At 57.8% G+C, this 23,203-nt stretch carries 20 protein-coding genes; 6 read left to right on the forward strand and 14 right to left on the reverse strand.

Going from position 1 to position 23,203, the window contains the following annotated elements; all coding sequences use genetic code 11:
* Positions 1 to 139 precede the first annotated feature (139 nt).
* From HHJ17_RS18140 to HHJ17_RS18155, 4 genes are all read left to right on the forward strand, one after another.
* Complete coding sequence (locus tag HHJ17_RS18140; protein WP_296501934.1) at positions 140 to 889, forward strand: electron transfer flavoprotein subunit beta/FixA family protein; 750 nt, start codon at positions 140 to 142, stop codon at positions 887 to 889.
* The gene (locus HHJ17_RS18145) at positions 890 to 1,822 is read left to right on the forward strand and encodes an electron transfer flavoprotein subunit alpha/FixB family protein (RefSeq protein ID WP_296506762.1); all 933 of its coding nucleotides are present in this window, start codon (positions 890 to 892) and stop codon (positions 1,820 to 1,822) included.
* 90 nt (positions 1,823 to 1,912) lie between these two features.
* Positions 1,913 to 3,703, forward strand: coding sequence for an acyl-CoA dehydrogenase (locus HHJ17_RS18150; RefSeq protein ID WP_296501936.1), 1,791 nt, complete (start codon positions 1,913 to 1,915; stop codon positions 3,701 to 3,703).
* A 100-nt stretch (positions 3,704 to 3,803) separates the two neighbouring features.
* Positions 3,804 to 4,769, forward strand: a complete 966-nt coding sequence (locus tag HHJ17_RS18155) for a nitronate monooxygenase family protein (protein ID WP_296506764.1) — start codon at positions 3,804 to 3,806, stop codon at positions 4,767 to 4,769.
* 64 nt (positions 4,770 to 4,833) lie between these two features.
* On the opposite strand, the gene HHJ17_RS18160 is transcribed toward HHJ17_RS18155, so the two are convergent.
* The 9 genes from HHJ17_RS18160 to HHJ17_RS18200 form a co-directional block, all read right to left on the reverse strand.
* Positions 4,834 to 5,499, reverse strand: a complete 666-nt coding sequence (locus HHJ17_RS18160) for a glutathione S-transferase (RefSeq protein WP_296506766.1) — start codon at positions 5,497 to 5,499, stop codon at positions 4,834 to 4,836.
* A 52-nt stretch (positions 5,500 to 5,551) separates the two neighbouring features.
* Positions 5,552 to 6,499, reverse strand: coding sequence for a rhodanese-related sulfurtransferase (locus tag HHJ17_RS18165; protein WP_296501939.1), 948 nt, complete (start codon positions 6,497 to 6,499; stop codon positions 5,552 to 5,554).
* Positions 6,496 to 6,927 carry a hypothetical protein gene (locus tag HHJ17_RS18170; protein ID WP_296506767.1) on the reverse strand — a complete coding sequence of 144 codons (432 nt, stop codon included), beginning with the start codon at positions 6,925 to 6,927 and terminating at the stop codon, positions 6,496 to 6,498. Before HHJ17_RS18170 ends, HHJ17_RS18165 begins: the two co-directional genes overlap by 4 nt.
* 117 nt (positions 6,928 to 7,044) lie before the next feature.
* The gene (locus HHJ17_RS18175; RefSeq protein WP_296506769.1) at positions 7,045 to 8,409 is read right to left on the reverse strand and encodes an MBL fold metallo-hydrolase; all 1,365 of its coding nucleotides are present in this window, start codon (positions 8,407 to 8,409) and stop codon (positions 7,045 to 7,047) included.
* 121 nt (positions 8,410 to 8,530) lie between these two features.
* Entirely contained in the window at positions 8,531 to 9,670 is a 1,140-nt protein-coding gene (gene dnaJ / locus HHJ17_RS18180) for a molecular chaperone DnaJ (RefSeq protein ID WP_296506770.1), read from the reverse strand.
* 91 nt (positions 9,671 to 9,761) lie between these two features.
* Complete coding sequence (gene dnaK, locus HHJ17_RS18185; protein WP_296506772.1) at positions 9,762 to 11,711, reverse strand: molecular chaperone DnaK; 1,950 nt, start codon at positions 11,709 to 11,711, stop codon at positions 9,762 to 9,764.
* A 69-nt stretch (positions 11,712 to 11,780) separates the two neighbouring features.
* Positions 11,781 to 12,341, reverse strand: a complete 561-nt coding sequence (gene grpE, locus HHJ17_RS18190; protein ID WP_296506774.1) for a nucleotide exchange factor GrpE — start codon at positions 12,339 to 12,341, stop codon at positions 11,781 to 11,783.
* Positions 12,342 to 12,469: 128 nt separating this feature from the next.
* The gene (locus HHJ17_RS18195; RefSeq protein WP_296506776.1) at positions 12,470 to 12,823 is read right to left on the reverse strand and encodes an FKBP-type peptidyl-prolyl cis-trans isomerase; all 354 of its coding nucleotides are present in this window, start codon (positions 12,821 to 12,823) and stop codon (positions 12,470 to 12,472) included.
* 235 nt (positions 12,824 to 13,058) lie between these two features.
* Entirely contained in the window at positions 13,059 to 13,370 is a 312-nt protein-coding gene (locus HHJ17_RS18200; protein WP_296501946.1) for a winged helix-turn-helix transcriptional regulator, read from the reverse strand.
* A 260-nt stretch (positions 13,371 to 13,630) separates the two neighbouring features.
* Here HHJ17_RS18200 and HHJ17_RS18205 point away from each other — a divergent pair, with 260 nt between their 5' ends.
* Positions 13,631 to 13,918 carry a late competence development ComFB family protein gene (locus HHJ17_RS18205; protein WP_296506777.1) on the forward strand — a complete coding sequence of 96 codons (288 nt, stop codon included), beginning with the start codon at positions 13,631 to 13,633 and terminating at the stop codon, positions 13,916 to 13,918.
* Between the two features lie 25 nt (positions 13,919 to 13,943).
* Positions 13,944 to 15,539, forward strand: coding sequence for an alkaline phosphatase D family protein (locus tag HHJ17_RS18210; protein WP_296506779.1), 1,596 nt, complete (start codon positions 13,944 to 13,946; stop codon positions 15,537 to 15,539).
* A gap of 9 nt (positions 15,540 to 15,548) precedes the next feature.
* Here HHJ17_RS18210 and HHJ17_RS18215 read toward each other — a convergent pair whose 3' ends face one another.
* From HHJ17_RS18215 to HHJ17_RS18235, 5 genes are all read right to left on the reverse strand, one after another.
* Entirely contained in the window at positions 15,549 to 16,826 is a 1,278-nt protein-coding gene (locus tag HHJ17_RS18215) for an aminotransferase class I/II-fold pyridoxal phosphate-dependent enzyme (protein WP_296506781.1), read from the reverse strand.
* 28 nt (positions 16,827 to 16,854) lie between these two features.
* On the reverse strand, positions 16,855 to 17,565 hold the full coding sequence (gene serB, locus HHJ17_RS18220; protein ID WP_296506782.1) for a phosphoserine phosphatase SerB: 711 nt from the start codon (positions 17,563 to 17,565) through the stop codon (positions 16,855 to 16,857).
* A gap of 61 nt (positions 17,566 to 17,626) precedes the next feature.
* Positions 17,627 to 20,605 (reverse strand): DEAD/DEAH box helicase family protein, encoded by a 2,979-nt coding sequence (locus tag HHJ17_RS18225; RefSeq protein WP_296506784.1) that lies wholly within the window; start codon positions 20,603 to 20,605, stop codon positions 17,627 to 17,629.
* Between the two features lie 5 nt (positions 20,606 to 20,610).
* Positions 20,611 to 22,602 (reverse strand): site-specific DNA-methyltransferase, encoded by a 1,992-nt coding sequence (locus tag HHJ17_RS18230; protein ID WP_296506786.1) that lies wholly within the window; start codon positions 22,600 to 22,602, stop codon positions 20,611 to 20,613.
* A 190-nt stretch (positions 22,603 to 22,792) separates the two neighbouring features.
* Positions 22,793 to 23,191 (reverse strand): type II toxin-antitoxin system VapC family toxin, encoded by a 399-nt coding sequence (locus HHJ17_RS18235; RefSeq protein WP_296506788.1) that lies wholly within the window; start codon positions 23,189 to 23,191, stop codon positions 22,793 to 22,795.
* Positions 23,192 to 23,203 lie beyond the last annotated feature (12 nt).

Genomic DNA, 23,203 nt, shown 5'->3' on the forward strand with positions numbered 1-23,203 from the left:
TTTTATTGCCTGATTGTCGTGTGGACGACCAAGCTGACGAATGACTCGGCATAGAATGAATGAGTTGACGTACACGTCAATCAATCTGACAAAAAATACAAGTCAATCGCCGTATTCATAACTATCTGGAGTTGAAGCAATGAAAGTCCTGGTCGCAGTCAAGCGCGTGGTGGACTACAACGTAAAGGTCCGCGTCAAGTCGGACAACACGGGTGTAGATATCGCCAACGTCAAAATGAGCATGAACCCCTTTGACGAGATTGCTATTGAAGAAGCCGTCCGTCTGAAGGAAAAAGGCGTGGTGACCGAGATCATCGCTGTCTCCTGCGGCGTTACACAATGCCAGGAAACCTTGCGCACCGCGATGGCGATTGGTGCCGACCGCGCCATTCTTGTGGAAACCTCGGAAGAGCTGCAGCCGCTGGCGGTTGCCAAACTGCTCAAGGCGCTGGTTGACAAAGAGCAACCTGGCCTAGTGATTCTGGGCAAACAGGCCATCGACGATGACTGCAACCAGACCGGCCAAATGCTGGCCGCCCTGGCGGACATGCCGCAAGCCACCTTTGCCAGCAAAGTTGAAGTGGCGGACGGCAAAGCGTCCGTCACGCGTGAAGTCGACGGTGGACTGGAGACCCTCTCCATCAGCCTGCCCGCCGTCATCACCGCTGACTTGCGCCTCAATGAGCCGCGTTATGTGACGCTGCCCAACATCATGAAGGCCAAGAAAAAACAGCTGGAGATTTTCAAGCCTGAAGACTTGGGTGTTGACGTCACGCCACGCATCAAGACCCTGAAGGTCAGCGAACCACCGAAACGCAGCGCCGGCATCATGGTGCCCGATGTGGCCACGCTGGTTGACAAACTCAAGAACGAAGCCAAGGTGATCTAAATGACAGCTCTTGTAATTGCTGAACACGACAACGCGTCCCTCAAGGTCGCCACCCTCAACACCGTGACGGCGGCCCTGGCCTGCGGCGGTGACGTGCACATCCTGGTAGCCGGTGCCAACGCGGCAGCTGCCGCGGCAGCTGCCGCGCAGATTGCCGGCGTGACCAAGGTCTTGCACGCCGACAGCGACGCCTTCGCCCATGGCTTGGCCGAAAACGTGACGGCACAGATTCTGGCCATCGCTTCCAGCTACAGCCACATCCTGTTTCCGGCTACGGCTTCGGGCAAAAACATTGCCCCGCGCGTCGCGGCCAAGCTGGATGTTGCGCAGATTTCTGACGTGACCAAGGTCGACAGCCCGGACACCTTCGAGCGCCCGATCTATGCCGGTAACGCCATTGCCATCGTCCAGAGTCTGGACGCCATCAAAGTCATCACGGTGCGCACCACCGGCTTTGACGCGGCTCCTGCCACGGGTGGTTCGGCTGCCGTGGAAGCATTGAACGCAGTCGCGGCCAGCGATAAAGCGGTCTTTGTCGGCAGCGAAATCGCCAAGAACGACCGCCCCGAACTGACCGCCGCCAAGATCATCGTCAGCGGTGGCCGTGCGCTCGGTTCGCACGATAAGTTCATGGAAGTCATGACCCCGCTGGCCGACAAGCTGGGGGCGGCCATGGGCGCTTCCCGCGCAGCGGTGGACGCCGGTTACGCCCCGAATGACTGGCAAGTGGGCCAGACCGGCAAGATCGTCGCGCCCCAGTTGTATGTGGCATGCGGCATCAGCGGTGCGATCCAGCACTTGGCCGGCATGAAGGACTCCAAGGTGATCGTGGCGATCAACAAAGATCCCGAAGCGCCGATCTTCTCTGTGGCCGACTACGGCCTGGAAGCTGACCTGTTCGTGGCCGTGCCCGAACTGGTTGCTGCACTGTAAAACAGAGAGCTAAAGGGCATCGCGTGCGATGCCCTTTTTTTTCGCGCCAATCACTGTGCGCACTTTTCCTTACCTATCCGGAGACTCGACATGAGCTACGTTGCCCCCCTCAAAGACATGCTTTTCAATATCAAACATCTGGCTGATATTGAGCAGATCGCTCAGCTGCCCGGTTTTGAAGACGCTGGCTTTGAGACCGCACAAGCCGTGTTGGAAGAAGCCGCGAAATTTACGGAAGGTGTGTTGAGCCCGCTGAACTGGGAAGGTGACAAAAATCCTTCCAGCTGGCGCGATGGCGTGGTGACCGCCACCCCGGGTTTCAAGGAAGCCTTCCATCAGTTTGCCCAAGGTGGCTGGCAAGGCCTGCAACACCCGGTCGATTTTGGTGGCCAGGGCTTGCCCAAGACCATTGGCGCCGCCTGCGGCGAAATGCAGAACTCGGCCAACATGAGTTTTGCCCTGTGCCCGCTGCTGACCGACGGCGCCATTGAAGCGCTGTTGACCGCTGGTTCCGACGAATTGAAGGCCACTTACCTCGAAAATCTGGTGAGCGGCAAGTGGACCGGCACCATGAACCTGACCGAGCCGCAGGCCGGTAGCGATCTGGCCGCGGTGCGCAGCCGGGCCGAGCCGCAAGCGGATGGCAGCTACAAGGTGTTCGGCACCAAGATTTTCATCACCTGGGGTGAGCACGATATGGCCGAAAACATCGTCCATCTGGTGCTGGCCCGCGTCAGTGGCGCACCGGAAGGTGTCAAGGGCATCAGCTTGTTCGTGGTGCCCAAATTCATGGTGAACAAAGACGGTTCACTGGGCGACCGCAACGACGTGCATTGCGTCAGCATCGAGCACAAGATGGGCATCAAGGCCAGCCCGACCGCCGTGCTGCAGTTTGGCGACCATGGTGGCGCCATCGGTTACCTGGTGGGCCAGGAAAATCGCGGCTTGGAATACATGTTCATCATGATGAATGCCGCCCGCTTTGGCGTTGGTGTGCAGGGCATTGCCATTGCCGAGCGAGCCTACCAAAAAGCGGTGTCCTTCGCCAAGGACCGCGTGCAAAGCCGCCCGGTCGACGGCTCTTTCCCCACCAGTGCGGCCATCATTCACCACCCGGATGTCAAACGCATGCTCATGACCATGCGGGCTTATGTCGAGGGTTGCCGCGCGATGGCCACCGTGGCGGCCGCCGCCTATGACACGTCACACCACCATGCTGACGCGGATGTTCGCAAGCAAAGCCTGGCGTTCTATGAATTCCTGGTGCCGCTGATCAAGGGCTACAGCACCGAGATGAGCCTGGAAGTGACCTCGCTGGGCGTGCAGGTGCATGGCGGCATGGGCTTCATCGAAGAAACCGGTGCGGCGCAGTATTACCGCGACGCCAAGATTCTCACCATCTACGAAGGCACCACCGCCATCCAGGCCAATGACCTGGTGGGCCGCAAGACAGCGCGTGATGGCGGACAGATGGCCAAGTCCCTGGCCGTGCTGATTGAAACCACCGAAGCCTTGTTGATCAAGAGCGGCAGCGCCGATGCCCTGGCCGTTGCCAAGCGGCTGAAAGCTGCGCGCGAAGCGTTCGTCGATGTGGTGAACTTCGTGGCAAGCAACACCAAGACCAGCCCCAACGCGGTCTTTTCCGGTAGCGTGCCTTACCTGATGCTGGCCGGCAATTTGATGGCCGGCTGGCAGTTGGCCCGTGGCCTGCTGGTGGCGCAGGAGCAGTTGGCGCAAGGTGTGGATACGGGCTTCATGCAAGCCAAGATCACCACCACGCGCTTTTATGCCGACCACCTGTTGACCAAGGCGCCGGGCATTCGGGATGCCATTGTGGAAGGTGCCGACAGCGTGACGGCGCTGGCCCTCGACGCGTTCTAAGCATCTGCTGGTTTGCTATATATTTGATAGCTTCTGTCGCCCGTTTGACAAGGGCCAGAGGCTATTTAATCAATAAAATTCGATACTTATCGGAGACTCCATGTCCAAGCTGCCTGCGCCCCTGAATCATTTGCCTTTTCCGGTGATCGGCTCACCGCTGTTCATCATCAGCAACCCCAAGTTGGTGATTGCCCAGTGCATCGCCGGCGTGGTGGGCTCTATGCCCGCGCTCAATGCACGTCCGGCGGAGCAACTGGAAGAGTGGCTGATTGAAATCACCGAGGCGTTGGCGGCTTATAACAAGGCCAACCCGGACAAGCCCGCTGCCCCCTTTGCCATCAACCAGATCGTGCACAAGAGCAACGACCGGCTGGAGCACGACATGGCGATGTGCGTCAAGTACAAGGTGCCGATCATCATCACCAGCTTGGGGGCGCGTGAAGACATCAACGCCGCCGCCCACTCGTATGGCGGTGTCGTGCTGCATGACATCATCAACAACAAGCATGCCCACAAGGCCATCGAAAAAGGCGCGGACGGCCTGATCGCCGTTGCCGCCGGGGCCGGGGGCCACGCCGGGGTGAAGAGTCCGTTTGCCTTGATCCAGGAAATTCGCCAGTGGTTTGATGGGCCGCTGGTCTTGAGCGGCGCCATTTCCACCGGCGACGCCGTGCTGGCCGCGCAAGCCATGGGCGCTGACTTTGCCTATATTGGCTCGGCCTTTATCGCCACGGAAGAAGCGCGTGCGGCCGATGCTTACAAGCAGGCGATTGTGGATTCCGATTCAGACGATATCGTCTACAGCAACCTCTTCACCGGCATCCACGGCAACTACCTGGCGCCCAGCATCCGCAACGCGGGCATGGACCCCGAGCACTTGCCGGAAAGCGACCCCAGCAAGATGAACTTTGGCGGCGACAAGTCCAAAGCATGGAAAGACATCTGGGGCTGTGGTCAAGGCATTGGTGCCATCAACAAGATTCAGAGTACTGCCGACTATGTGGCCCAGCTCAAGCGCGAGTACGCCAGTGCGCGGCAACGACTGCTGGCGAGAACTTATGCCTGATCAGGCTGTAGCCCCCGTTAAATATGCGCAAGGCGCTATTTAAATAGGAGCGGTAGAACTGGCGTTAAAGCGGAGCCGGGAACAGCACCGCGGGCTGGTTGGGTTGCCACGGGGCATGTTTGTCCATGACCTGCTGGTAGATCGGCGAGTTTTCAAATTTGCTTAGCCAAGATTGCAGCGCGCGCCACGGCTGACGGGCAAACCAGACCGGGTCAGTATGCGCAAACTGGCGCACAAAAGGCGCGATGGCCATGTCAGCCAGGCTCTCCGATTCACCCATCAAATGCAGGTGAACAGACAATCGCGCGTTGAGATCGGCTAAAAAGACCCCGCCGTGCACCCGGTGGCCGAGGGCGTCCTCCGGCACCGCATGGCGAGACGGGTATTTGTAGCGGTCCAGATGAAACTTGAATTCACCATCGCATTGCGCTACCAATTGCAGCATCTGTTGCAGCGGAACACCATTGGCCAACAGCCACTGATGGGGATCATGGCGGCGCAAAGCCCACAGCATGATGTCGAGGCTTTCCTCGATGACCTGGCCACTGCTTTCAATCAGCACCGGCACCGTGCCTTTGGCGGATGCGTCCAGCAACGCCGCCGGTTTGTGGCCGAGCACCACTTCCCGCAGCTCGCAGACCTGTCCGCTGGCGGCCAGTGCCAAGCGCGCCCGCATGGCGTAAGGACAGCGGCGAAAGGAATACAAGACTGGGTAGGGCGTTGACGTCATGCCGATAGCGTCGGACCAGGTCGGATATGACCATGAGGATGTGCCACCGGACCTACGACAGCTTCGGGTGCGGCAAGCGCGCGCCAATCGGGGCTGGCTCGCCCTTGGCCTTGGCCCGTTCCCACTGGCGCTGGCGTTCGCGGGCGCTGTTCTTCTGGGTTTCGCGGGTCGTAGCGTGGCATTTGGGGCAGCTCACGCCGGCCTCAAACAGCGACGATGCGAGGTCGGCATCATCCAGCGGTTGGCGGCAGGCCCGGCACAGGCCGTGCTGCCCAGGCACCAAGCCGTGACCGACCGACACGCGCTCGTCAAACACAAAACATTGGCCTTGCCAGAGACTCTGCGCTTCGGGCACCGTCTCCAGATATTTGAGGATGCCGCCTTCCAGGTGGTACACCTCGTCAAAGCCTTGACTCCGCATAAAAGCCGTTGATTTTTCGCAGCGGATGCCGCCGGTACAAAACATCGCCACCTTCGGCTTTTTTCCCGAAGCCGGGTGCAGCGCGGATGCTTGTTGTACCCATTCCGGCAGCTTGGCAAAGCTCTTGATGTCAGGGTCAAGCGCCCCCGTGAAAGTGCCAATGCCGACCTCGTAGTCGTTGCGCGTATCGATCACCACCACATCGGGATCGCTGATCAGCGCGTTCCAGTCTTCCGGTTTGACATAGGTGCCCGCCATCTGGCTCGGGCTGATGCCGGGCACGCCCATGGTGACGATCTCCCGCTTGAGCCGCACCTTCATCCGGTAGAACGGTGATTTGGCGGACCAGGCTTCTTTGTGCTGCAGATCGGCCAGGCGCGGATCACGTCGCAAATAGGCCAGTACCGCCTGCACGCCGGCCGCCGGTCCGGCTATCGTGCTGTTGATACCTTCGGTCGCCAGCAGGATGATGCCTTTGACATCGTTGGCTTCGCAGCAGGCGAGCAGTGGCGCTTTGAGCTCGGCAAAATCAGGCAGTTCGACAAACTTGTAAAACGCAGCGGTCAGAAATTCAGTCATCGCAGCTTGATTCCGAGGCCGTGGCGTGAGCCAAAAACAGGTTGCGCCAGCAACCAACCGGAGGGGGTCAAAATATCTTCCAGATTCTGCTGTTCGATGGTGTAGTGGATCTCGGTGCCGCTGGGGGCCTCAAGCGCGGGCAGCGTGGTTTGCAGTAGTGCTCTTGCCATGGTGAGATCCGTCACATTGATGTCGATTCGGGTGAATGCAATCTCGCGGGACCAATCCTGCAACACCGTACCCAAAGAACTGCCCCAGCCGATCACGGAACCGATGCCTTTGTCGCTGAGCACTTGATCAATTTCATCTTCGCGCCAGTGGAACGGATCCGCCGCATCTTTGACGACCGGAATCTTGACATAGACAAACTGCGGCCGTTGCGGGTGAGCGCCAGATGGCGGAGAGGCTGAATCAGGGGACAGATTCATAAGTGCTAATTTTAGTGTGAATCCGCTGGTCATGTGGCGCGTGCGGACGGTGCTGTTGCCAGTATGCACTGCGCAGGCGCTTCTGAGCGCTGAGTTTTTGCGGCCGAGCTAACTCATTCAGGTGGGCCAGGTCGACCCATGTTCTGGCACGATGGCGCGCCAGCCCAGTTCATGCTTGATGCGCTTGCGCAGTTCGTCGGAGGGCCCCAGTTCACCGTGCACCACATAGACCTGGTTGGGCGCCTCGGGCATGGTGCGCAGCCACGCCAAAATCTGGTTGGCATCGGCATGGGCGGAAGCCGACTGCAACTGCACGACTTCCGCCTTCACCGGTACATCACGCCCATGAATACGCACGGATTTGCCACCACTGGCCAGCGTGGCGCCGCGCGTGCCGGGGACCTGGAAGCCGGTCAGGATGATCATGTTGCGGTGGTTACCCGCGTAGAGGGCGAGGTGATGCAGCACACGCCCACCGGTGGCCATGCCGCTGGCCGACAAAATTACCATCGGTCCATGCCGGCTGGCCAGGGCCCGTGATTCATCGGTGCTGCTCACCATGGTGGCCGCGTGCGTCAAGGCGAGCGCCTCTTTGCTGCTGAGTCGGTGTTCGCCCTGATGGTGTTCAAACAAGTGGGTCGTGTTCACCGCCATCGGACTGTCAAGAAAAACAGGCAGTGAACTGGGGAGGTCGCCCCGCAACTTGAGTTGGTGAATGGCGTGCAGCAGGGCCTGTGCCCGGCCCACGGCAAACACGGGAATGACTGCCACGCCACCCCGCTTGGCAAGTTTTTGCAAGACCGGACCCAACTCAGCAATCACATCTTCCGTGGGGTGCGTGCGGTCGCCGTAGGTGGACTCGATCAATACGGTGTCGGCCGCCGGGGCACTGGCCGGGGGATTCATGATCAGGTCATCGGGCCGACCCAGATCACCCGAGAACAGAATGCGTCGTCCGGCGACTTCCAGCAGAACACTGGCCGCTCCCAGAATGTGGCCGGCCGGCGTAAAGGTGGCCCGCCAGCCGGGAATGGGCTGAAATGTCTTGCCGAACTCAATGGTCTTCAGCAAAGGCAGGCAATCCAGCGCATCCTGCCGGGTGTATAAGGGCAGGGCGGGGGCGTGTTTGGAGAAGCCATGGCGGTTGGCAAACTCTGCATCTTCTTCCTGAATGTGACCGCTGTCGGGCAGCAGGATGCGGCACAGGTCACGCGTACCGCTGGTGGCATACACATGGCGCGAAAAACCTTGTTTTGCCAACAGTGGTAAATAACCGCTGTGGTCCAGATGCGCATGGGTCAGGAGTACGGCGCTCACTTGATCTGCGTCTATCGGCAAGGGCGTCCAGTTGCGCAGACGCAGCAGCTTGTAGCCCTGAAACAAGCCACAGTCCACCATTAAACTTTCATCGCCGTGGCGCACCAGGTATTTGGAGCCGGTTACTGTGCCTGTACCGCCCAGAAATGTAATGTTGACACTCATTTAAGTCGCCTCTGTTGATTGATGCCGTCGCCTCACTATGCACAAAAAAATGCCGCGTAGATATTTAAATCTTTCGCGGCATTCTTTGGGCGCCAGTTATTCTGGCGTTACATGACAGACGTCAACTGAAAAAACTTTTCAAGCGGTTGGTCCAGCTGTCCCCGGTTGGCGAATGCTTGCTGCCACCCTTTTTCAAGGATTCATCCAGTTCGCGCAGCAGTTTGCGCTGGTGTTCGCTCAGCTTGACGGGCGTCTCCACTGAAATATGGCAGTACAGGTCGCCCGGATAGCTGGCGCGCACGCCCTTGATACCTTTGCCACGCAGCCGGAATTGCTTGCCGGTTTGCGTGCCTTCGGGAATATCAATCGCGGCTTTGCCGGCCAGTGTGGGCACATCAATTTCACCGCCCAACGAGGCCGTGACGATGCTGATGGGCACCGAGCAATGAATGTCATCGCCATCGCGCTCGAAAATATCGTGCTTTTTCAGGCGGATTTCGATGTACAGATCACCGGCCGGGCCGCCATTGGTGCCCGGTTCGCCGTTACCCGCGCTGCGAATGCGCATGCCGCCGTCAATGCCCGCCGGAATTTTGACTTCCAGTGTTTTCTGTTTCTTGAGCTTGCCTTGCCCGTGGCAGGCCGTACAAGGCTCAGGAATCACCTTGCCGGTGCCTCGGCAGGTGGGACAAGTTTGCTGCACACTGAAAAAGCCCTGGCGCATCTGCACCGAGCCCGAGCCCGTGCAAGTGGCGCAGGTCTTGGCTTGGGTGCCGGGTTTGGCGCCACTGCCGTGGCAAATGTCGCACACGTCCCAACTGGGAATGCGAATCTGGGCATCCTTGCCCCGCGCCGCTTCTTCCAGTGTTATTTCCATGGCATAGCTCAGGTCGCTGCCACGGAACACCTGTCGTCCGCCGCCCGGACGCCCGCGCTGCTGGCCAAACATATCGCCAAAAATATCGCCGAAAGCTTCAGCAAAGCCGCCATAACCTTCACCGCCTGGAGCACCCGGGCCACGCATATTGGGGTCGACGCCCGCATGGCCATGCTGGTCGTAGGCCGCGCGTTTTTGCGGGTCCGAAAGCATTTCGTAGGCTTCCTTGGACTCTTTGAATTTTTCTTCGGCTGCTTTGGAGGCATCACCCTGATTGCGGTCAGGGTGATGCTTCATCGCGTGTTTGCGATATGCCTTTTTGATTTCTTCGTCAGAAGCGTTTTTGGGAACGCCTAAAACTTCGTAGTAGTCTCTTTTAGCCATGTTCTTTCAGTACCCGGTTTCAATACAAACGCCGCGTTGAACATATGGGATGTTCAACGCGGCGCGTATTAACAGTGTTCAGCGCAAGTGCTTAACCCTTTTTGACTTCTTTCACTTCGGCGTCGACGATGTTGTCGTCGTCTGCGTGTGTTGATGCGCCCTGCGCGCCCGCTGCACCAGCGTCGCCACCGGGTGCCGCTTCGGCTGCTTGCTTGGCTTGCATGTCGGCGTACATCTTTTCGCCCAGCTTTTGCCTGACGGTCATCAAAGCGGTGCTTTTCTCTTCAATCGCAGCCTTGTCGTCGCCTTTAAGGGCTTCTTCAAGATCCTTGATCGCGGCTTCAATGTTTTCCTTTTCGCCGGCATCGAGCTTGTCACCGTATTCGGTCAAGCTCTTCTTGACACTGTGCACGCTGGCATCGGCCTGGTTCTTGACCTGCACCAACTCAACTTTTTTCTTGTCGTCAGCGGCGTTGAGTTCAGCGTCTTTCACCATTTGCTGAATCTCTGCTTCACTCAAACCGGTATTCGCTTTGATGGTGATTTTGTTTTCTTTGCCGGTGCCTTTGTCTTTGGCGCCGACGTGCAAGATGCCATTGGCGTCGATGTCAAACGACACTTCAATTTGAGGCGTGCCGCGTGATGAAGGAGGAATACCTTCCAGATTGAACTCGCCCAGCATCTTGTTGCCAGCGGCGATTTCACGCTCACCCTGGAACACCTTGATGGTCACAGCGGGCTGGTTGTCTTCGGCCGTCGAGAACGTTTGTGCAAACTTGGTCGGGATGGTCGTGTTCTTGGTGATCATCTTGGTCATGACACCACCCATGGTTTCAATGCCCAGACTCAACGGTGTCACGTCGAGCAGCAACACGTCTTTGCGCTCACCCGACAACACCTGACCTTGAATCGCGGCGCCCACGGCCACGGCTTCGTCCGGGTTCACGTCCTTGCGGGGTTCCTTGCCAAACAATTCCTTGACCTTTTCTTGCACCTTGGGCATGCGGGTCATGCCGCCGACCAGAATCACGTCATGAATATCGGCCACGTTCACGCCGGCATCCTTGATCGCGGTGCGGCAAGGCGCAATGGTGCGTTCAATCAACTCTTCCACCAGGGACTCAAGCTTGGCCCGGGTGAGCTTGATGCTCAAATGCTTGGGACCTGAGGCATCAGCGGTCACGTAGGGCAGGTTGATGTCAGTCTGTGAGCTGCTGGACAGTTCAATCTTGGCCTTTTCAGCGGCTTCTTTCAGGCGCTGCAGGGCCAGCACGTCTTTGCCCAGATCAACGCCTTGCTCTTTCTTGAACTCACCAATGATGAAGTCGATGATGCGCTGGTCGAAATCTTCGCCACCCAAGAAGGTGTCGCCGTTGGTGGAGAGCACTTCAAACTGCTTTTCGCCATCGACGTCGGCGATTTCGATGATGGACACGTCAAACGTGCCGCCACCCAAGTCATAAACGGCAATCTTGCGGTCGCCCTTTTCATTTTTGTCCAGACCGTAGGCCAGGGCCGCAGCAGTGGGTTCATTGATGATGCGCTTGACATCCAGGCCCGCAATGCGGCCGGCATCTTTGGTGGCTTGGCGTTGTGCGTCGTTGAAGTAGGCCGGCACGGTGATGACGGCTTCGGTCACTTCTTCGCCGAGATAGTCTTCGGCTGTTTTCTTCATCTTGCGCAGCACGTCGGCGCTGACCTGCTGGGGGGCCATCCGGTTGCCGCGAACTTCGACCCATGCGTCGCCATTGTCAGCGGCCGCAATTTTGTAAGGCATCAGATCGATGTCTTTTTGCACTTCTTTTTCAGCAAACTTGCGCCCAATCAGGCGCTTGACCGCGTAGAGTGTATTTCTGGGATTGGTCACGGCCTGGCGTTTGGCCGATGCACCGACCAGCACTTCGCCATCTTCCTGGTAAGCAATGATGGACGGCGTGGTGCGCGCACCTTCAGAGTTTTCGATGACCTTGGGCGTGTTGCCCTCCATGATGGCCACGCAACTGTTGGTGGTACCCAGATCGATGCCGATGATTCTTCCCATGATTAACTCCAGTTTTTTAGATGTTTTTAACTTGCGGATAACTCGAAATTTTTCAAGTTGCAATAATGATTATTTTGGCGCGGCGACGGTAACCAGTGCCGGACGCAGTACGCGGTCGGCAATCGAATAGCCTTTTTGCAGCACTGTCACCACCGTGTTGGCTTCCAACTCCGAGGGCACCACGCTGATGGCCTGGTGCTGGTGGGGGTCAAATTTGGTGCCAGCGGCGGGATTGATGGAAATCACCTTGTTGCGCTCCAGCGCGGCAAGCAACTGCCGCAACGTCGCCTGGGCGCCTTCGCGAACCTGCTCGATGCTGGCGTCCTTGATGATCAGTCCGGCCTCCAGACTGTCCGCGACGGGCAGCAGGCTTTCGGCGAAGCTTTCCACCGCAAACTTGCGGGCTTTGGAGATTTCTTCTTCAGCCCGGCGACGGGCATTATCAGCCTCGGCTTTGGCCCGAAGAAACTGATCTGCGAGATCGGCGCTTTTGGCCTGCAATTCAGTCAAATCGGCCTGCGCCCGCGACAAGGCATCAGTCTCTTGTGCGGCCTGGGCGGCGACCATCTCTTCGGTGCTCTTGTAGCCGGTGGAAGTTGGGTTAGTTGGGGTTTGATTGGTTTCAGACATGCGTATAAGCCAAATTTCAAGTACTAAGCCCGCTAGTTGGGGGTGTTGGCAGACAATTCAAGAGTACGTACTAAAAATCACCCGGGCGCTTCGCCGGGCGATACAGTACGCACGTTGCAACGCGGTGCTTACTTTGACACGCCCAGCAGTTCAACGTCAAATTTCAAGGTGGCGTTCGGTGGAATTACACCGCCGGCGCCGCGGGCGCCATAACCCAGTGCTGCCGGGATGATGAGGGTGCGCGCACCGCCAACCAGCATGCCTGCCACACCTTCGTCCCAGCCGCGAATCACCATGCCAGCGCCCAGCGAAAAGACAAATGGGTCACCCCGGTCTTTGCTGGAGTCGAACTTGACGCCTTGCACGCCGTCGTTGTAGAGCCAGCCCGTGTAGTGAACGGTGACGCTTTTGCCCTTGGTCGCTTCGGTACCCGTGCCGATAACGGTATCTTCATATTGCAGGCCGGAGGCGGTGGTAGTCATGTTGAATTCCTTGTTTGCTATTAAATAGATAGCTGGGTGCGCTCGTTGGACAAGGGCTATACCCAGAAAACGTTAAATTATGCCAGCAGACCATGGCCGCCAACGTTTCCAAACGTTGCAAGCAGCCGTTCTGTGGCTTGAAAAGCGGCGTCAAAAAAAAGACAGGACTGACCTGTCTTCTGGACGCTGAACCCCACATCCCGCTTATTTTCGAGGCGAGATGACTGGCGGTTAATCAGGGCGTCTTTTTGACCTGACTGGCGGCCCATTTGGCGGCAAATGCCGGCAGGTCAGCGAGCCGTTTGAGCAGGTCCGCGCCCAAAGTGGTCACAACGTAACCGTCGGTGCCATGCGTGACCAGACCCGCTTCGCGCAATTCCTTGATGCGGGTGTTCAGTGTGTTGGGGGTAATGCTTCCGACACTGTCTTGCAGCAATCGAAAGGTCTGGGCGTGTCCGTCTTTCAGAGCCCACAGTACCCGGATTGCGTAACGCGACTCCAGTAGCCCAAGCAGTTGACCGATTGCGGCATTTTCTTTGGAACTCATTAAACGACTCTCCTGAAAGCATTGATTGATCACCGGGACGTTTTAACTTGGACGTTGCATCAGTCTTTGATACTTCCAGTTTCCGGTACGGCACGAAACTATAGCGCAGTTTCGTGCCTGCTACAAGTTTCATAGCTGTGATAGCCGTCAATATAGTGGTTGCAGCCCTCTTTTTCTTAATTTTTCCCCTTGTCAGGGGTCCCCGGGACTGCTAAGGTGAAGTGCTGGTCAATGTGGCCAGTGGCGTTTTTGGAGCGTTTATGGTTCTCAATTTTGAGCAAATTCACAACTATTACGAACGGCTGGTCTTTGAAGAGGTGGCCCGGCTGACTGAGTCGCATCCGAATTTCACTTCTGACATGCTGGCCGATGTGGCCTGCGTCGCGCTGAACCGCTTGCCTGCCCGGTATGTCCGGCACGATGTGGACATGATGTTTTACCTGACGGAACAGGAACGCCACGCCATAGAACAATCGATGGAAGAAGGGCTGGCGTTTGCATTTGCTTTCGTCGGCGAGCGCGCTGCCCGCCGACTTGCGCTGGGCTGAGCGCATTCGCGCAGTTCACCCCTCCATGACCGATCCTGATTGGCTGAACCGCCGCCGTCTGCTCCAGCTGGCCAGCGTCAGTGCGGTTGCTTTGTGGTTACCGCGCAGCGCGTGCAGCCAGCCCCGTTTTTCCAGCAATCCGTTCGCCCTGGGCGTGGCCAGTGGGTCGCCCCTGCACGACTCGGTGGTGTTGTGGACGCGCTTGTTACTGAATAGTCTCCACCGCGGTCAGACTGCTGTCACGGTACGCTGGGAGATGGCGCATGACGAAAAATTCACCCACCTCGTGCAAAGTGGCCAGTCGCTGGCAAGCGCCGAGTTGGCGCATTCGGTGCATGTGGAGGTGGCCGGTCTGGAGGCTGACCGCTGGTACTTTTACCGCTTCATGGCGGGCGATGCCGTTAGCCCGGTGGGGCGCACACGAACCTTTCCGCAACCGGATGCCGTGGTGAACCGACTGCGGCTGGGTTACGCCTCCTGTCAAAAATGGGAGGATGGCTATTTCACCGCCTGGCGGCACATGCGGCAAGAAAACCTCGACGCGGTGATGTTTCTGGGCGACTACATTTATGAATACCCGGCCAAATACAGCAAAGTACGCACGCCTTCCGGCGGCTGGGTGCGGAGTCTGGATGACTACCGCCAGCGTTATGCCTTGTACAAGGGCGATGCGGATTTGCAGGCCATGCATGCGGCCTGTCCCTGGCTGATGACGTGGGACGACCATGAGGTGCAGAACGACTATGCCGGGTTGCAGGCGGGCAACAGCGGTTTGACGGACCCATCTTCACCGGCTGATTTTTTGGCACGGCGGGCGGCGGCCTACCAAGCCTATTACGAACACATGCCGCTTCGCGCTGCGGTATTGACCCAAGCCCTTGCGGGACTGGCGCGTGGCGCAGAAATGCGCATTTATTCCCGTTTGCAGTATGGCCAGTTGGCGGCGTTGTATTTGCTGGATGCCCGGCAATACAAAGACCCGCAGGTCTGCAACAAGGGCGGTGCAATGGGCTCCAGCACCTTGAATCCGGCCCAGTGCCCGGCATGGAACGACCCGAAGCGCAGTTTGTTGGGCCGGCAGCAGGAGCGTTGGCTGGTTGACGAATTTGCCAAAACCAAGTCGCGTGAAACGGGCTGGAATGTGCTCGGCCAGCCCACTTTGTTTGGTCAACGAGATTTAAAAATTGGCCCCGGACAGTCGCTTTGGAATGACGGCTGGGATGGCTACACCGCCGCGCGCAGCCGGGTGACGGATGCCTTGCGCCAGCACGCGGTGACTAACCCGGTGTTGCTGGGCGGCGATGTGCATGAAAACTGGGTCGGCCACGTCAAAGCCGATTACGCAGACCCCAACAGTGCCAGCGTGGGCGTTGAGTTTTGCGGTACCAGCATCACGTCGCGTTCCAGCGGCAGCGCCAAACTAGCCGAACGACTGGCTGAAAATCCGCATTTTGTATTTGCCGACGCACAGCGCAAAGGTTATGGCGTGGTGGAGTTCACGCCCCGCCAGCTCACCACCACCTTGCGGGTGGTTGATGACGTGACGCGTCAGGACACCCGGATTGAAACCCTGGCCCGCTTTACCGTGCAGGCCGGGCAGCCTGTGGTGGAGCGGGCCTGAGCCCGGCAATTAAACCGCTGCCAGCGCCTGTTCCAGGTCTTCCAGCAGGTCGTCAATATGCTCAATACCCACGGACAAGCGCACCATGTCGGGTTTCACGCCGGCTTTGGCCAATTCGGCCGGGCTAAGTTGGCGGTGCGTGGTGGAGGCGGGATGGCAGGCGAGTGATTTGGCGTCGCCAATATTGACCAGCCGGGTGAACAGCTTGAGCGCATCCTGAAAGCGGGCACCGGCTTCCAGGCTGTCGCTGGCTTTCAGTCCAAAACTGATGATGCCCGAGGCGCGACCGCCCATGTATTTCTGCACCAGCGCATGGTCCACATGGTCTGGCAGACCGGCGTAGTTGACCCAACCCACTTTGGCGTGCGACTGCAGGTGCTGGGCTACTTTGAGGGCGTTGTCGCAAATGCGGTCCATGCGCAAGGCCAGCGTTTCAATGCCTTGCAGAATCTGGAAGGCGGCCATGGCGCTCAAGGCGGCACCCATATTGCGCAACGGCACCACGCGGGCGCGGCCAATGTAGGCGGCAGCGCCCAGTGCTTCGGTGTAGACCACGCCGTGGTAGCTCACATCGGGTTCGTTCAAGCGCTTGAAGCGTTCTTTGTGGTCGGCCCACGGGAACTTGCCGGAGTCCACGATGGCGCCGCCAATCGTGGTGCCGTGGCCGCCGAGGTATTTGGTCAGAGAATGCACCACGATGTCGGCGCCATGCTCGAACGGGCGGCACAAATACGGGCTGGCCACGGTGTTGTCCACGATCAGCGGCACGCCATGGGCATGGGCGACTTCAGCCAGTGCCGCCAGGTCGGTGACGTTGCCCAGCGGGTTGCCCACCGATTCGCAAAACACCGCCTTGGTGCGGCTGTCGATCAGCTTGGCAAACGAGGCCGGATCGCGGTAATCGGCAAAACGCACCTCAATGCCCATTTGCGGGAAGGTGTGGGCAAACAGGTTGTAGGTGCCGCCGTACAGTGTGGACGCCGACACGATGTTGTCGCCCGCTTCGGTGATGGTTTGAATCGCATAGGCGATGGCCGACATGCCGGAGGCCACGGCCAGCGCGCCAATGCCGCCTTCCAGCGCTGCCACGCGGGCTTCCAGCACTGCGTTGGTCGGGTTCATGATGCGGCTGTAAATGTTGCCGGCCACTTTCAGGTCGAACAAGTCAGCGCCATGCTGGGTGCTGTCAAAGGCGAAGGCCACGGTCTGGTAAATCGGCACCGCCACCGCTTTGGTGGTGGGGTCAGGCGTGTAGCCGGCGTGGACGGCCAGGGTTTCGATTCTCATGGGTCTTGTCTCCCGTAAAAAAGGGATCTTAGTTGAGCACTTCCAGCAGCCGGTCCAGCCCGCCGCTGTTGATGGCGACCATCGCCTGTTCGCGTACTTTGGGTTTGGCGTGGTAAGCCACCGACAAACCGGCTTCTTTCATCATGGGCAGGTCATTGGCGCCATCACCCATGGCGATGGTTTGTTGCGGCGTGATACCGAGCTGGGCGCAGGTCTCCAGCAGCATCTTGCGTTTTTCGGCGCCGTCGCAAATATCGCCCCAGGGTTGATCGATCATGCGGCCGGTCAACTCACCACCATGGACCTCCAGCACGTTGGAGCGGGTGTAATCAATGTCCAGCCGGTCGCGCACCCGGTCGGCAAAAAACGTGAAGCCGCCCGACACCAGCAGCACTTTCAGGCCGGCTTTTTTGCAGGTCGCCACCAGTTCCGCCGCGCCGGGGTTGAGTTGCAGACGCTGCGCGTAAACCTCTTCCATGCTGGCCAGGCTGACGCCTTTGAGCAACGCTACGCGCTGGCGCAGGCTTTCCTTGAAATCAGCAATTTCGCCGCGCATGGTGGCCTCGGTGATGGCCGCTACTTCCGCCTTGCGGCCGACCGCATCGGCAATCTCGTCCACACACTCGATGTTGATGAGGGTCGAGTCCATGTCGAAGGCGATGAGTTTGAAGTCAGCCAGGCGCAAAGGAGGGGTGAAGCCTTGAAGGACGAGGCCGGGGGAGAGTTCGGTGGCTTGCATGGGGAATAAATTTACTATTGTTTTGATAGCTGCTTGCGCAATGAATACGGGGGCTAGATGCCTATTTAATGCCTAAAATCAATTGAGCCAGCGACTCGCCATTGATCTTGGTTTGGTAGTGAATCTGGATGCCTTTCTCTTTGAGCTCCGGCAAATCCTGCAGCGCTTTGAAGAAATGCTCAGCGCTTTTAATTTTCCATTTTTCCTTGAGCGGGATGTCCGTGCGATTGTCATAGCCCTTGGTTTCAACCACCAGATACAGCGCTTGCGCGGTGCCCCCCTGTTGCAGGGCATATCCAAAATCTGGGTTGTAGTGGCCCATCGGGGTGGGAATGTTGATTTTTGGCAGCTTGGCAAACACCGTGATGCTCGTCTGCTTGGACTCATCTACCGTGTCACGCTCAATCTGGCTGTCCACCGGCATGAATTCATCTAGATACAACGACCGGGCCTGAACCTCGGTGTTGCTGATGGCGTGGGCCTCAACCCCGCACAACGAGACGGGAATCGTTCCCAGTAAGTCCCCTTTGATGTCCGTTAATGATGTTTTAGCGCGAACTTCACGCAACTGATAACTCACTTTATTGACCAACAACTCGTAAATGCAGCCCAGTATCAAGTCACGCAGCGTGGTGAGTGCGCGGTTTTCGTTGTGGCGGATTTGGTCGAATTTATCGCTCTGCATGCGGCTCAAAATTTGTCCCACGGTGTGGTAACTCAACTTCGTTAAATTGGCCAGTTCCCGCACAAATTCAGACAGCGTGTAGACCGACTGCGACGCGATGTTGTAGCTTTGCTCCGTGCTCTTCACCTTGTGCAGACTCTCCACCGACTCGGTGCGGGTCACGCTGATCGTCAGCGGCAGCACGGAGAAATCAGCCGCTATGCGTTCCAGAATTCTTGTGGTCAAAACCGCTGCATCCAACTCATAGCGCAGCACGGCATCGCGGTTCAGGTTGTCCCACAGTGCTTTGAAATTTTGATAATTCGCGGCGTTAAGGTGCAGCGATACCCGGGGCTTGTCCGCCTTGTGCTTGACCTGGCTGAAACCACTGAAATACGCGTCCAGATAGGCTTGCAGCTCGGTGGCATTCACGCCCTCAATGCCCTGCGCCAGTTTCAAAATCGCGGCGCGCTGGACGGCGTAATCGGCCTGGCTCATGATGATGGTCGATTGGCCCGTGCGTGTGTCCACCGCCGTCACCCCGGCCTGCGCCAAGGCTTGCAGCAAAACGACCGTCACAAACGGGTTATCGCAAATTTGATTGACCTTGAGCGCCTCCTGGTCAAACACCCGTGCCACGCGGCGCACGTTGTGGGCCGCAATTTCGTTTTGAATCGACTCGACAAAATCCCCCTCGCTGGCGGGCACCACCACCACCAGCTCATTGATCTCGTCAAACGCCGCGTCATCCGACTGCACCCGCTCCAGCTGCTGGTTCACCGCCAGACGCAGGCCACGCCCAATTTGCTGCAGTTTGGTAATTTTGGAATTGCTGGGGGCCAGCTTACAGAGCGTGAAAATATTTGGGTTGTCCCAGCCTTCCTGCAGCGCCCACATGGAGAAGATAAAACGCAAATCGGTGTCAAAAGACAGCAGCTTTTCTTTCTCCTGCAAAATCAGCTTGATCGCTTCCTCTTCGCCTTTTTCACTGTGCGAACGGGCAAAGTAACCTTTATGAACCCGGCCAATATCGGCCGCGCTGCGCGCCAGATAAGCCCGGTAACCGGGGTCCAGCTCCGGCTTGTCCAACATTTGGGCCAACTGCACGCGGTAGTGGCGCTCAAACGCCTCGCGCACCACGGCGGGCTTTTTGCCCTCGGGTAAATACTTGGCCACCGAGTCGATAAAGAACAGGCTCAAGCTTTTGATACCGCGTTTGAACAACGCCTCTTCACGCTCGAAATGATTGGCAATGCTGCGACCAATGATCAGCGCCTGCATTTGATCTGCCAACATGCCGTAAGACGTGGCCTCGCCCAAAGGGAGCGAGAAATCATTGGTAAACCGCACCTCACTGGCGGTCACGGCCTCAACCACATGCCCATCCAGAAAAGCAATGCCGGTTTTATCGCCCAGATTGTCTTTGGCCAGTAACTCCACGGTGGCATTCTTGCCCGCAATGCTCTGGAAGCTCACATGCGCGGTGCGCTCTTTGGCGCTGCCGCTGACCGAGGTGAAGCACAGTACCTGCGCCATCTCGGCACCCGTGCCCACGGTGTCCACCGTGATGCCTTTCACCAGTCGCTGGCGAAACGCGTCCAGGCTGTCCAGCGTGTAAATCAGGTTTCGGTATTTGATGGCGTCGCTGTCACCCTTGAACGTGGCGCCAAAGCGAACGGTCAGCAGCGGATTGAACTTGGCCAAATACTCCTGCGTTTGCTTGCCCTCAAAACGGTGCGGCTCGTCAATGATGAGCACCGGGCGAATTTGGGCCAGCGCCTCCATATAGCTTTTGGCCCGCCCCAACAAATTGGCCTCAATGCCACGCTTGTTAATCACTTTACTGTCGCCCGCAAACGCCTGGTAAGTGGCCACCAGCACCGAAATGCCGGTGTTGGCCGCGTGAATGAAACCGGGCACCGTGCGACTGGAATAATTGAAAACGTTGATCTTCTGGTTGCTGTATTCCCGAGAAAAAAAGCTGGCGGTGGTTTGCAGGCTTTTGAGCGTGCCCTGGCGAATTGCATTGCTGGGCACCAGCACAATGAACTTGGAGAGTTTTTTATCCTTGTGCAGCTTGTGGATGGTCTCGATGAAGGTAAACGTCTTGCCGGTGCCGGTTTCCATCAGCACGTCCAGGCTCAAGGTGGGCGTGGCGGTGCCTGTCACCTGCACGCTACCGGCGAAGATGTGATTGCTTTCCCGCGTGCGGGTGATGTTGGCACGCAAGGTTTGTTCTGCCAGGGCAGGCACAAACACCGGGTTAGCCTGCGCGCCGGTGGGCGGCACAAAATTCACATCGGCAAAAACATCCGCAATGCTTTGCACCGCCGCGCTTTGGTGCGCCAGCCGGGTGTATTGAAATTGGGCTGCCATGCTGATCAGCCCCGCAGTTTCAGCTTGTCGTCTGAATAACCCAGCGATTCGGCTACGGTTTTGATGCCCAGCATGAAGTTGTCATCGGCAATCCACGGCGCATAAACGGTCAGGTGCAGCGCGGGCGTGCCTTCGGTTTGCAAGGCGCGCAGGGTGTCGGTCAGTTCGTCCAACGGCAGGGTTTGCACGATGAGCAGTACATCACCGGCCAGATACAGATGCTGGTCTTTGAGGGTGCGCAGAGTGGTCGTTAGCGGCAAACTCTCGGCCAGCAGCAGGTTGTAAAGGATGCGCGGCAATTGCGACGGTTGCGGTGTGGCAATGGCGGTTTGCAGAGCCAGCACGTCGGCTTGTGTGGCCTGTTGCAGCGTCTTTTGCAAGATGAGCGCATCGGGGTCGTCCACCAGATCGAAGACGCGGAAACCGGTATCGACGTGTACCACTGGCGCTGAGCCAGCTTCATCCGCAGACGAAAAACCGTCCAGTTGAGCCGGTTGCAAGGCGAGGGCTTGCACTTTGGCGGCTTGTTCAGCTTCGATTTTGGCCCCGGCGCGGCGCAGGCGCTCGGCGGTGATCTCGAAAATGGTGGCCTCGGGCTTGCCCAGCGTTTGGGTCACAAAGTGATGCGCCTCTTGCTGCTTTTTGGGGTCAATCGGTTGGGGAATTTGGACAAGGATGAATTGGCGTTTGCCGCCGTCTTCAGCATTGAGGCGCATCACGGCTTCACCTGTTGCTCCACTTCCAGCAAAAAAGTCCATCACGGTATCGTCTTTGTCACAGCCTAAACGCATGATTTTTTGCAGCAAACGGATTGGCTTGGGCGTAGAAAAAACTTTTTGAGCGAGTAGTGCAGCAGTCTCTTTTTGCGCTTCGTCGTTGTGGCCGCATTCGTCAAAAGTCCACCAAGTCGTAGGCACTAAAGCCCCACCGTTTTTAAGGCGGTCTTTGTAGCGTTTGTAGGCCGGGACACGCCCAGTGCCATCTTTACCCCAATAGATAAGTCCTTCCGCCACATTTTTTTGATGAGTCTCCAGGGAATATCGCCATACAGCGGTGCGTTTGGGCCAAATCTCTTCCCCGGTATTGGGTTGCATGATCGGATAGTAAAGGCTGGGGCGCTCTTCGGCGGACTTGTTGCATAAGTAGTTGTCGGGGCGAAAAATGCCGTTGTCGTCCTTAAGTCGATATTGCTTATCCTGGGTTTCCGTTCGTGCCGACAAATTGCGTACCCATTCATCAGTTTTCCGGTAAACAAGAATGTGATCATGCAAAGGCGCAATGGTTTTGTGATCATTAGCCGCAGCGTACTTTTTTTGCCAAAGTACATCCGCAACAAAATTCTCCTGCCCAAATACCTCATCACACAGCAACTTCAATTGCGCCTGCTCGTTGTCGTCAATCGAGATAAAAATCACGCCATCGTCGCGCAGCAAATCCTTGGCCAGCAGCAGGCGTGGGTACATAAAGCTCAACCAGCCACTGTGCGTGCGGGCACCGTAGATGTTTTTGATGTAGTCGATGTTGTCCGCGCTGTAACCCAGTTGCGCCAGCACCTCGCTTTGCTTGGCTGAAAAATCATCGCGGTAGATAAACGAGTCGCTTTGGGTGTTGTAAGGCGGGTCAATGTAGATCAGTTTGACCTTGCCAAAGTAGCTGTGGCGCAGCAGGCGTAGCGCGTCCAGGTTGTCGCCGCGCATCAAGATGTTGCCGGTGTTGTCCCAGTGCTTGCTCTCCAGCGGCAGCGGTTCGATGATTTTTTGCACCGGCACAAAGGCACTGTGGTACGCCTCGCGCTTGCCCACCCAGCGCAGCTCGTAGCCATCTTCTTCCACTTGCAAGCCCGCCGGGTTCGACGGGTCAATGGCCTGTTGCAGCCCGGCGGCGTTGATGCGCACGCGCCCTTGCGCGTCCACCTCCACCGCTTGCGGAAAATGCTCGCGCAGGATGTCCAGCTTGTGCTGGTTGGGGGGCGGGGCGTTCAGGATAGGGTTTGACATGGATGCTTTACTTACTATTATTTTGATAGCTGCTTGCGCAATAAGAACGGGGGCTAGAGGCTGGTTTGTTATAAGTAAAACCGAAGTGCAGCCGTGAGCCTGTCTAGCGTCTCCGCTGCCTGTTCATGCGCTGCGAGGCCGCGCGAGGGTGTGTTTTGGCTTATCTGATTTCTGCAACCAGCGGTTGCAGTCATTCGTCATACCAGTTCTCCACGCGCAGCCCCGGCACACGCTCGAACTCGCGGGTGTTGCGGGTGATGACGATGTAACGGTTGGCCAGGGCAATGCCGGCGATAAGCAAGTCGTAAGTACCGATGGGCGTTCCCGCTTTTTGCAATACATGGCGGATATGACCTGCGGCTTGCGCGGCGTTGGCGTCGAAATCTGCAATGTGGAAGGTGCGCAGCACCCAGTCGAGTTGGGGGCGGTGTTTTTCTGGCTTGGAGGATGCCCCCAGACCGAACTCAATCTCGAAAATCGCCACGCTGGGCACATGAAGCAGGTTGGGCGGGTGGGCGTAAATGCGCTCTGCCACGCCGCCCTGGCGTTTGAAAAAATAAGCCAGGATGTTGGTGTCGAGCAGGTACATCGGTGAACTTCT

The organism is Rhodoferax sp. (genome assembly GCF_012927445.1).
Classification (GTDB): domain Bacteria; phylum Pseudomonadota; class Gammaproteobacteria; order Burkholderiales; family Burkholderiaceae_C; genus Rhodoferax.

Excerpts from the sequence above, each read along its gene's own strand:
- HHJ17_RS18205 (WP_296506777.1), top strand. The coding sequence starts at position 13,631 with ATGGTTCTCAATTTTGAGCAAATTCACAACTATTACGAACGGCTGGTC.
- HHJ17_RS18155 (WP_296506764.1), top strand. The coding sequence starts at position 3,804 with ATGTCCAAGCTGCCTGCGCCCCTGAATCATTTGCCTTTTCCGGTGATC.
- HHJ17_RS18165 (WP_296501939.1), bottom strand. The coding sequence starts at position 6,499 with ATGACTGAATTTCTGACCGCTGCGTTTTACAAGTTTGTCGAACTGCCT.
- dnaK (WP_296506772.1), bottom strand. The coding sequence starts at position 11,711 with ATGGGAAGAATCATCGGCATCGATCTGGGTACCACCAACAGTTGCGTG.
- grpE (WP_296506774.1), bottom strand. The coding sequence starts at position 12,341 with ATGTCTGAAACCAATCAAACCCCAACTAACCCAACTTCCACCGGCTAC.
- HHJ17_RS18175 (WP_296506769.1), bottom strand. The coding sequence starts at position 8,409 with ATGAGTGTCAACATTACATTTCTGGGCGGTACAGGCACAGTAACCGGC.
- HHJ17_RS18200 (WP_296501946.1), bottom strand. The coding sequence starts at position 13,370 with ATGAGTTCCAAAGAAAATGCCGCAATCGGTCAACTGCTTGGGCTACTG.
- serB (WP_296506782.1), bottom strand. The coding sequence starts at position 17,565 with ATGCAAGCCACCGAACTCTCCCCCGGCCTCGTCCTTCAAGGCTTCACC.
- HHJ17_RS18215 (WP_296506781.1), bottom strand. The coding sequence starts at position 16,826 with ATGAGAATCGAAACCCTGGCCGTCCACGCCGGCTACACGCCTGACCCC.
- HHJ17_RS18225 (WP_296506784.1), bottom strand. The coding sequence starts at position 20,605 with ATGGCAGCCCAATTTCAATACACCCGGCTGGCGCACCAAAGCGCGGCG.
- HHJ17_RS18145 (WP_296506762.1), top strand. The coding sequence starts at position 890 with ATGACAGCTCTTGTAATTGCTGAACACGACAACGCGTCCCTCAAGGTC.
- HHJ17_RS18235 (WP_296506788.1), bottom strand. The coding sequence starts at position 23,191 with ATGTACCTGCTCGACACCAACATCCTGGCTTATTTTTTCAAACGCCAG.
- HHJ17_RS18150 (WP_296501936.1), top strand. The coding sequence starts at position 1,913 with ATGAGCTACGTTGCCCCCCTCAAAGACATGCTTTTCAATATCAAACAT.
- HHJ17_RS18170 (WP_296506767.1), bottom strand. The coding sequence starts at position 6,927 with ATGAATCTGTCCCCTGATTCAGCCTCTCCGCCATCTGGCGCTCACCCG.
- HHJ17_RS18160 (WP_296506766.1), bottom strand. The coding sequence starts at position 5,499 with ATGACGTCAACGCCCTACCCAGTCTTGTATTCCTTTCGCCGCTGTCCT.
- HHJ17_RS18230 (WP_296506786.1), bottom strand. The coding sequence starts at position 22,602 with ATGTCAAACCCTATCCTGAACGCCCCGCCCCCCAACCAGCACAAGCTG.
- HHJ17_RS18140 (WP_296501934.1), top strand. The coding sequence starts at position 140 with ATGAAAGTCCTGGTCGCAGTCAAGCGCGTGGTGGACTACAACGTAAAG.
- HHJ17_RS18210 (WP_296506779.1), top strand. The coding sequence starts at position 13,944 with ATGACCGATCCTGATTGGCTGAACCGCCGCCGTCTGCTCCAGCTGGCC.
- HHJ17_RS18195 (WP_296506776.1), bottom strand. The coding sequence starts at position 12,823 with ATGACTACCACCGCCTCCGGCCTGCAATATGAAGATACCGTTATCGGC.
- dnaJ (WP_296506770.1), bottom strand. The coding sequence starts at position 9,670 with ATGGCTAAAAGAGACTACTACGAAGTTTTAGGCGTTCCCAAAAACGCT.